The organism is Rhodoplanes sp. SY1 (assembly GCF_046000175.1).
GTDB lineage: Bacteria > Pseudomonadota > Alphaproteobacteria > Rhizobiales > Xanthobacteraceae > Rhodoplanes.
Genome location: NZ_JBEOMB010000110.1, coordinates 25,511 through 33,102, shown reverse-complemented (window position 1 = coordinate 33,102; position 7,592 = coordinate 25,511). Strand labels below are relative to the sequence as shown.

Annotated in this window: 6 protein-coding genes; 2 read left to right on the top strand and 4 right to left on the bottom strand. The window is 69.5% G+C overall.

Features of this window, described 5'->3' with window-relative positions:
• The coding region (locus ABTU92_RS23400; protein WP_408094027.1) for a TonB-dependent receptor family protein at positions 1–2,052 on the top strand (2,052 nt) is incomplete at its 5' end.
• Positions 2,053–2,140: 88 nt separating this feature from the next.
• On the opposite strand, the gene ABTU92_RS23395 is transcribed toward ABTU92_RS23400, so the two are convergent.
• The 3 genes from ABTU92_RS23395 to ABTU92_RS23385 all read right to left on the bottom strand — a co-directional run bounded on the left by ABTU92_RS23395 (position 2,141) and on the right by ABTU92_RS23385 (position 6,054).
• Complete coding sequence (locus ABTU92_RS23395) at positions 2,141–2,731, bottom strand: cupin domain-containing protein (RefSeq protein ID WP_408094026.1); 591 nt, start codon at positions 2,729–2,731, stop codon at positions 2,141–2,143.
• A gap of 45 nt (positions 2,732–2,776) precedes the next feature.
• Positions 2,777–4,582, bottom strand: a complete 1,806-nt coding sequence (locus tag ABTU92_RS23390) for a CocE/NonD family hydrolase (protein WP_408094025.1) — start codon at positions 4,580–4,582, stop codon at positions 2,777–2,779.
• 98 nt (positions 4,583–4,680) lie between these two features.
• On the bottom strand, positions 4,681–6,054 hold the full coding sequence (locus tag ABTU92_RS23385) for an MFS transporter (protein ID WP_408094024.1): 1,374 nt from the start codon (positions 6,052–6,054) through the stop codon (positions 4,681–4,683).
• Between the two features lie 522 nt (positions 6,055–6,576).
• Between ABTU92_RS23385 and ABTU92_RS23380 the strand changes: the two genes are divergently transcribed.
• On the top strand, positions 6,577–7,275 hold the full coding sequence (locus ABTU92_RS23380; RefSeq protein WP_408094023.1) for a TetR/AcrR family transcriptional regulator: 699 nt from the start codon (positions 6,577–6,579) through the stop codon (positions 7,273–7,275).
• Between the two features lie 39 nt (positions 7,276–7,314).
• On the opposite strand, the gene ABTU92_RS23375 is transcribed toward ABTU92_RS23380, so the two are convergent.
• Positions 7,315–7,536 carry a hypothetical protein gene (locus ABTU92_RS23375; protein ID WP_408094022.1) on the bottom strand — a complete coding sequence of 74 codons (222 nt, stop codon included), beginning with the start codon at positions 7,534–7,536 and terminating at the stop codon, positions 7,315–7,317.
• Positions 7,537–7,592: the final 56 nt, after the last annotated feature.

The following is a 7,592-nucleotide window of genomic DNA, read 5'->3' as shown; positions in this document are numbered from 1 at the left end:
CAGCCGGGCGCGCCGGCGACCACCACCGAGGCCGAGGCGCGCCGCCGGCTGGCGGCGACCCCGGGCGGCACCGCCGTGGTCGACCAGAAGGAGCTCGCCGGCCGCGCCGACGTGTCGATCGCCGACTCGCTCAACATCGTGCCGGGCGTCATCGCCAACAGCTTCCTCGGCGGCAACGACCAGCCGAAGATCCACATCCGCGGCTCCGGCCAGCAGACCAACCCGACCGAGCGCGGCCTGCTGATCCTGCAGGACGGCCTGCCGCTGAACCGCGCCGACGGCTCCTACATCGTCGGCCTGATCGACCCGCGCATGGCCGACTTCTTCGAGGTCTATCGCGGCTACACGGCGAACCGGCTCGGCGCCACCGTGCTGGGCGGCGCCATCAACTTCGTGTCGCCTACCGGCTCGGGCTCGCCCGGCGCCCAGCTGAGCGTCGAGGGCGGCAGCTACGGCTATGTCCGCACCCAGGTGCAGGGCGGCGACCGCAAGGGCGACTACGACGCCTTCGTCCAGTACTCCTACGACCAGCGCGACGGCTATCGCACCTGGAACGGCTCGGACCGCACCATCTTCAGCGCCAATGCGGGCGCCAAGATCAACGAGAACATCGCGACCCGCGTGTTCGTCGGCTACACGGATCTCGGCTTCGAGATCGCCGGCCCGCTGTCGTGGAACCGGATGAAGGCCGACCCGACCCAGGCGGCGCCAGGCCCGATCGTCGTGAACGGCGTCGCCACCGAGCCGGGCCCGAACGCGCTGCGCGACAAGCCGCTGCGCGACACCGAGCAGGCTCGCATCGGCTCGCGCACCACCGCGACCTACGGCGAGCACGTGTTCGATCTCGCGCTCGGCTACACCTACACGGACGACACGTTCCGCTTCCCCGTAGGCACCGGCTACCGCATCACCGACGGCGGCGACTTCACCACCTCGGCGCGCTACGCCTACCGGCCCGACAAGACCGCGGCGCTGCCGCTGTTCGAGACGACCGCCATGTACGTGGTCGGCAGCGCCGATCGCACCTACGCGAACAACTATCGCGGCGCCAAGACGACGACGTTCGGGGCGAACGAGCTCGAGGCGCAGACGCTGTCGGTGTGGTCCGGCTTCAACGTGCCGGTCGGCGCCTTCACGATCTCGCCGGCGCTCTCCTACATGATGGCGACGCGCGACAACACCGACACGTTCGGTGCGGCGCGACGGCCGACCATCAACGCCGTCTCGGGTGCCACCGGCTCGGTCGCCGCCACCAGCAACAGCTTCTCGCGCTCCTACGACGCCTTCAATCCGAGCCTGGCGTTCCTCTACAATCTCGCGCCCGGCAACGTGGTGTTCGCCGCGGTGAGCCGCACCTACGAGGCGCCGACCTTCGACGACCTGCTGGAGGCGACCGGCGGCACGCCGAACACCAGCCCGACCGGCTTCGCGACGCCGGACCTGAAGGGGCAGAGCTCGATCACTGTCGAGACCGGCACGCGCGGCACGTGGGATCGCTTCGCCTGGGACGTGGTGACCTACTACTCGTGGATCGAGGACGAGCTGATCCGCACCACCAACATCTCCGGCGCGCTCTCCACCGTGAACGCCGACAAGACCCGGCATTTCGGCGTCGAGCTCGGCGGCAGTGTGCGGCTCACCGACGCGCTCACCGGGCGCGTCACCTACACGTTCCAGGACTTCCGCTTCTGGAACGATCCGCTCTACGGCGACAACCGCATCGCCGGCGCGCCGCGTCACGTCTTCCTCGGGGCGCTACGCTACACCATCAATCCGCAGCTGTGGGTCGAGGGCGAGGTCCAGTGGGTGCCGGACGACGTGCCGGTCGACAACGCCAACACGCTGTTCTCGGAGGCGTTCGCGACCGTGAACATGCGCGCCCACTACAAGTACGACGCGCGGTGGAGCGGCTACGCCGAGGTGCGGAACGTGTTCGACACCAACTACGCCGCCTCCACGCTGACGATCGGCCGCGCCACCCGCGCCGACCAGGCCGCCTTCCTGCCCGCCGACGGCCGCGCCGTCTACGGCGGCATCAAGGCCCGGTTCTGAGACCGGCCCGCGACCGGCGGCGCGGCTGTGCAGCCGCGCCGCCGGTGCGGCCTACGCCCGGGGGACAGGCGATCGCTGGGGCCGACCGTCAGTCCAGCGGCCGGGCGTCGATCAGCACGAAGGCGACGATGCAAGGCTCGCCCGAGCGGTTGGCCCAGGCGTGGTTGGTGCCGCGCTGGACCAGCATGTCGCCGGCGACGAGCTTCGTCTCGCCGACATCCATCACGGCCCAGATCTCGCCCGACAGCACGATCGCGTAGTCGATCGAGCGGGTGCGGTGCATGTGGGCATGGCGAACCTCGCCGCCCTTGCTGGCGGATTTCGCCGTCTCGTCGATCGCCACGGCGCCGCCCATGGCGGCCGCCTTGGCGGCCCAGTCCGCGTCGGGCGGAAACTGCACGACGCGGAACACGCTGCCGCCGGCCGGCGGCGCCACCTGGATCGGCAGGCCGCACGGATCGGACTGCGTCGCCGGGCCGTTGTCGGCCGGGGTCGAGAACGTCTTCCAGAAATCCGTCACCGCGAAATTCGGCTGATCCATGATCGGCATCACGTGCGGCGACGCGACGTCGCTCGTGACGACCGAGTTTCCGTTCGCGTCGTGCCCCGTCACGACGACGCGGAAGCGCCGGATGTCCGGTCCCGGCGCGACGGTGGCGCGGGCTGCCTGCTCACTCATGAGGGTGTTTCCTTTCGAGCAACTTCGATTCCGATCGGGTGACGGTCACGCCTGCGGGATCACGGGCAGCAGCAGATGCGAGGGCCGCGCGGCGTCGTGATAGATCATGTGCAGCGTGGTGCGGCTGGAGACGATGTGGTTCGGCACGTACTCGGCATTGGTGGCGCCGCCGACGCCGGTCGGCATGTCGGCGCTGGCGATCTCGACGCAGATGCGGTGGCCGCGCCGGAACAGGTTGGCGGTGGCGAGGATCTCGATCGCGTATTCGGTGACCTCGCCCGGCACGACCGTCTGCTGCGCCGCGCGCGTGAGCGGGTGCCACGGCCGCCATGGCGTCGAGCGCTCCGGATCGAGCGCCCGATGCGAGGCCTTGAGCCAGCCGCGCGTCACCTCGCGCTCCGGCAAGCCGGCCGGGATCTCGCGCTCGCCCTCGCGCACCGATCGCACCGACACGTCCGGCCCGACATCCTTGACGGTGACGAACCAATTGGTGTCGTCCTGGTCGATCGCCGCGAACAGATTCAGCACCATCGGGCCGGCGACCAGCAGATCGGCGGGCAGCGGGTCGGTGAGATAGCGCAAGCGCGCGACCGTGTTGGTCTGGGTCGGCGGCATCTGCACGAAGGCGTCCGGCGGCCGCTCGTCGTCGACGCTCGACGAGACGAAGGGATCGGGGCGCAGCCGCTCCCAGGAGTCCAGATAGAGCTTGGTCCACTGCGTCTCGGGCAGCGGCCAGCCGGCGCCCTCCCGCCACTCCTCGGCGCCCATCACCCAGTAGCGCACCGGCGGCTCGTCCATGATGCCGGTGTCGAGCCCCTTGAGCCAGTGGTCGTGCCAGCGGAGAATCTCGCCGTGCAGCGTGTGGAACGGGCGCTCGAGATGGGCGGGTCCGGCGAACATCAGCTTCTTGGGCGCGGCGATCTTTTCGAAGTAGCTTTGGGCGCCCTGCAGATGGGTCTTGTACGTGTAGGCGTACCAGCCCGAGCCCGTATAAGTCGGCACCGTGATGTCGGCGAGCTTCGCCTCCGCCTCGCGCACCGCCTCCTCGCTGTCGTAGGGGTTGATCAGCAGGTCGAAGTAAGGCGGCATGTGCTGACCCTTCTGGGTCAGCACGTTGAGGAGGTGCGGATACATCCGGTAATCCGGATTGCCCATCGCCTCCTTCCACAGCGCCTCGCGCTCCGGCGGAAGCGCGCCGGGCTTGCCGCGGCTCCCGTGGATCGCGGCGAAATGCATGATCAGATAGCGGAAGAGATGGAGCACGCCGCCGGGATACTCCTCGCGGAAGCTGCCCAGCACCCCGTAGGCGCCGCGCGGATCGAGCGGGAAGATCGCCTTCAGATGCGGCGGCTTCTGCCGCGCGACGTGGAGCTGCTCGGCGCCGAAACCGGAGATGCCGACCATGCCGACATTGCCGTCGCACCAGGGTTGCTGCGCGATCCACTCGATCAGGTCGTAGCTGTCGAACAGGCGCGAGCCGCCGCTGTCGGACTTGCCGACGTTGCGGGGCGAGCCGATCACGTGCACGTAGCCGCGCGAGACGAAGTACTTGGTGTCGCCCGCCTCGAGCAGGCCAGCCCACAGCGACGACCAGGCCGGCTGCGGCGGCAGCGTGGCGGCGACATCGGGGCCTTGCAGGTCCTTGTTGTAGATCGAGAAGGCGAGCAGCACCGGCAGCTTCTCGTCGGTGTCCGGGCGATAGACGTCGACCGAGAGGTTGACGCCGTCGCGCATCGGCACGGCGACGTCGCGCTCGGCGATCAGGCCGGAGTGGGTCGGCGCGCGGTCGTAATCGACGGGCGGACGATCGGCGGCATGGGGCAGCCCTGAGGGGCGGTTCGATGCGGTCATGGCGAAAGGGAACCTCTGGGGAGAGCGGCCGCCCGCCCGTGACGCGCGGGCGGCCCGGATCACGCGGCGCCGGCCGGGCGCCGCAGCGGAGACGCCCGTCAGGGCGAGATGTCCTCGAGCACCCGGCCCTTGGTCTCGACGGCGAAGAGCGCGACGACGACGCAGGCGACCGCCGCCACCGCCCCGAAGGCGAGGAAGACGTTCTCCAGCCCGCCGGCGATCATCATGCCGACCATGGTCGGACCGATCATCGAGGCGAGGTTGCGCCAGGCGCCGCCGGCGCCGACCCCGATGGCGCGGGCGCGCGTCGGATAGAGCTCGGGCGTGTAGAGGTAGATGCCGATGGAGAGCACCGACGAGCAGAAGAACGCGGTGCTGACCAGCACCAGCACGCGCTCCGGGCTGCCGGCGCCGAACAGCCACAGCGAGCCGAGCGCCAGTGCGACGCCGGCGAAGGCGACGGCGAACCACGGCCGTCGGCCGACGTGATCGATGGTGAGCGCGCAGGTGAGCGTTCCGAACAGCCCGACGATCTGGGTGATCAGCCCGTATTGGAGCGACTGCGCCAGCGGCAGGTGGAACACCGTGCGGTACATGGTCGGCACCCACACGACGAGCCCGAACGTGACGATGAAGGCCGAGAACCAGATCGTCCACACGACGAGGGTGCGGCGCAGATAATGCGGGCCGAACAGATCGGCCCACGAAGCCGGCTTCTCGTGCGTGACGACCACGGGCTGCACGGGCGGCAGCGCTGCGCCGGTCGCCCGTGCCGTCTCGCGCTCGATGAGGGCGAGCGCCGCCTCGGCCTCCTGGTCGCGGCCACGCGCCGCGAGCCAGCGCGGCGATTCTGGCAGCAGGCGCTGCATGAACACGGCGAGGATCGCCGGCAGCGCGCCGATCACGAACATGTACTGCCAGCCGAAGGTCGGCACGATCCAGCTGCCGAGAAACCCGGCCGAGACGAGGCCGATCGGAAAGATCAGCTCGTAGAGCAGTACGAAGCGGCCGCGGCCCTTGGCCTTGGCGATCTCGCTGATGTAGACGGCGGCGATGGGCACCTCGCCGCCGAGCCCGATCCCCTGGATGGCGCGGAACACGAGGAGCGACTCGTAGTTCCACGCGAAGGCACAGGCGAGGCTCATGATGGACAGGACCAGCACGGACCACACCATCGCCTTGACCCGGCCGTAGCGCTGCGCGACCCAGCCGAAGAACAGCGCGCCGACGAGCTGGCCGACATAGCCGACCGAGATCATCAGGCCGATCTGCGGTGCAGTGAGCTTCCACAGCGGCGCGAGCACCGGAAGCACGAAGGCGATGGCGAGGCCGTCGAAGGCGTCGAAGAAGGTCGCCACGCCGACGACGACGCGGGCCTTCACGTGCCACAGCGAGATCGGCAATCGCTCGATGCGGGCGACCACGTCGTCGACCTTCGAGCAGGCGGGTCTTGTCAGGATCGCGTCGGACATGCGCGACTCTCCCGGAGCAGGCTGTCGGTTGATGGGGGGCCGATCCGACCGAGGATGCGAGGCGTCGTCCGGGGGAACCGGACGAGTCGGGAGGGTCGAGCGCCGTCATGACTCCGCCTCCCACGCCTGCGGCAGCGCCGCGCTCGGGATCGACAAAGAGAAATCGACACAGGGGCTCGTCGAAGCGGCGCGAGTCGTGCGCCGCTCCGAAACCGGCCGGTCAGGAGGCCCGGCCCGGAACTACTCGTGGGGGGTGTGGTCTCGGTGCCGGGAGGGATCCGGCCGTCGCGCAGAGGTCGCGTCGAGGTCGTTGCGTCCGTCTCATTCGTCGTCTCCCGGCCGCGGGCACGAGGTCCACGGCGCTAGCGTTTCTTCCCGAGGCGACACCGCGATTTTCTCCCGCTACAAGGAGAGCGGTGCCTTTATTGAACACGTTCATTTTTGAACGTGTTCACTTTCGTGTCAAGGCGTGACGCCACGGTGCGCGCCTCGACAGGGTTTGTACGGATGTGGACCGGAGCGATGGTGGAGCGCGACACACGAGAGCAGGCCCGGCGGGAGCCCGCGTCGGAGGACGCGAGCGCGACGGCGCGCAGCCCGGTCGGTCGCCGTGAGAAGAACAAGGAGGACAAGCTCCGCCGGATCAAGGACGCGGCGCGCGAGCTGTTCGTCTCGCAGGGCTTCGACGACACGACGATCCGGCAGATCGCCATGCAGGCCGAGGTCGGCCTCGGCACCGTCTTCATCTACGCCGCCAACAAGCGCGACCTGCTGTTCCTGATCGCCAACGAGGGACTGGACGAGGTCGCCGGTGCCGCCGCCGCCGCGGTCGATCCAGACGCCGCCCTGATCGACAATCTGCTCGCGGTGTTCCGGCCGCACTACGCCTTCTTCGAGCGGCAGCCCGAGCTGTCGCGCCTCGTGCTGCGCGAGATGACCTTCTACGACAGCGGCGCGCAGGCCGGCTCGTTCCGGAAGACCCGCGAAGCGCTGATCGAGCTGCTCGGCGAGGTCGTCCGGCTCGCGGCCGAGCGCGGCGAGATCGCGATCGACGAGACGGCCGCGTTCGTCGGCTGGACGATCTTCTGCATCTATCAGGTCGAGCTGCGCCGCTGGCTGTCGGACGGCACGGTCGACGTGGAGAGCGGCCTCGACCGGCTGCGTCGCGCCCTGCTGCTGCTCATCTACGGCCTCGGCGCACCCCCACGTCGCGGCGGCTGAGGCGCCCGGCGTCGGACGCCGCGCCGATCCCGGGCCGCGTCACTGCATCCGCAGCCGCCGGGCGCGGGCGGCGGAGCGGCGACAGTGGGCGGCGCTCGCCGAGGAGATGCGGGCGAGCCGGGCGTGATTCTCCGGCGTGAAGGGGTTCTCGCCCATCGCCTTGAAGAAGCGCACCAGCGCCTGGTGATAGACCACATGGGCATTGGCGAGCTCGTCCGAGGTGAGCTCGTGCCAGTGTTTTTCGAAGAAGGACTTGCGCATCGCGACGAGGGATCGGTTCGATTGAGAAGGACGGTGCCTCGCCCGGGCGGCCCCGG